Consider the following 1,161-nt stretch of genomic DNA (forward strand, 5'->3'; position numbering starts at 1 on the left):
AGTTTGGCTGCTCATTTTGGGGCGGGTGCCGTCGGGGGCGGGGTGGGTGCGGGAGGATGGGGCATGGCGTGGGTGCGGAGGCTGTGGTGGCAGGCCTGGGTGGGTTATGGCTTGGGTGCGGTGGCTTTCCTGGGTGCGGTCGTGTTGGCCGTTTGGGGTCAGGGCTGGTATGCGGGGCTGACGGCGGTGTTTGGCCTGCTGGCCGCGGCGGCGGGCGCGCAGCGGGAGTGCCGACGCAAGCTGGTGGAGCTGGCGGGTGGTAGGCCGCCGAAGCGGATGGGTGAGGTCACCGTGGCGGAGGCGGGGGTGAATCCGCAGGATGATCGGTTTCGGGATCTTTACGTGGAGCGTGATGCGGAGCCGGAGGTGTGCCGGTTGTTGGCTGAGCACGGGCGGGTGCTGGTGGTGGGCGAGTCGATGACGGGCAAGACCCGGATGCTGCTGCACATCGCCGGTGAGAGGTTTCCCGAGCGGTGGTGTCTGTCCCCGCGTGGCGCCGACGCGCTGGCCCGGCTTGGTGCGCTTCGGTGTGTGCCGGGGGAGGTGGTGTTGTGGCTGGATGAGTTGCATGAGTTCGGGGATCCCGATTTTGTGGTGGCGTTGGAGGCGTGGCGGGCGCGCGGTGCGGTGGTGTTCGCTTCGTTGCGGGTTGCTGAGGAGCGCCGGATCAGGGATACCGGCGAGTTCAAGGATCCGCGTGTGCGTACTTTGGATTGGTTCGCTTCGGCGACGGTCCGGCCCGCCGTGTGGAGTGCTACCGAGGTCGGGCGGTTGCGGGAGCGTTGCCCGGAGTTGGCCGGCGAGGTGGGGGAGGCGTCGCTGCCAGCATCTGGCGGGCGCGCCGAAGCTGGCGGAGAAGCTGCGCCGAGCCACCGGTGATGTGCGCGGGCTGCTCACCCTGGCCGCGAGCTGGCGCCGGATCGGGATGCGGCAGGACCTGCCGCGCGACGTGATCGATCATGCGGCGGTGGACTTCCTGCCGCCACTGTATGACAGCGATGTGGCCGGGCGGATCCAGGCTGCGTTGGATGATGCCTGTCTGGAGGTCAATCCCAGTGTGGCCGCGCTGGCCCGTACCGGCAGCGGCTACCGCATCTCTGACTACCTGCTAGACCGCGACGAGCTGCCCACCACAACAACCGACTCCCTCTGGGAGGCCGC

General features: G+C 68.9%; 2 protein-coding genes. Both read left to right on the forward strand.

The window, feature by feature from the left end:
- A partial coding sequence (locus tag EII42_RS12115) for a hypothetical protein (protein ID WP_233558395.1) occupies positions 1 to 879 on the forward strand: 879 nt, incomplete at its 5' end.
- Between the two features lie 46 nt (positions 880 to 925).
- A partial coding sequence (locus tag EII42_RS12120) for a hypothetical protein (RefSeq protein WP_148098057.1) occupies positions 926 to 1,161 on the forward strand: 236 nt, incomplete at its 3' end.

It is taken from the genome of Tessaracoccus sp. OH4464_COT-324, from assembly GCF_003932855.1.
GTDB lineage: Bacteria > Actinomycetota > Actinomycetes > Propionibacteriales > Propionibacteriaceae > Arachnia.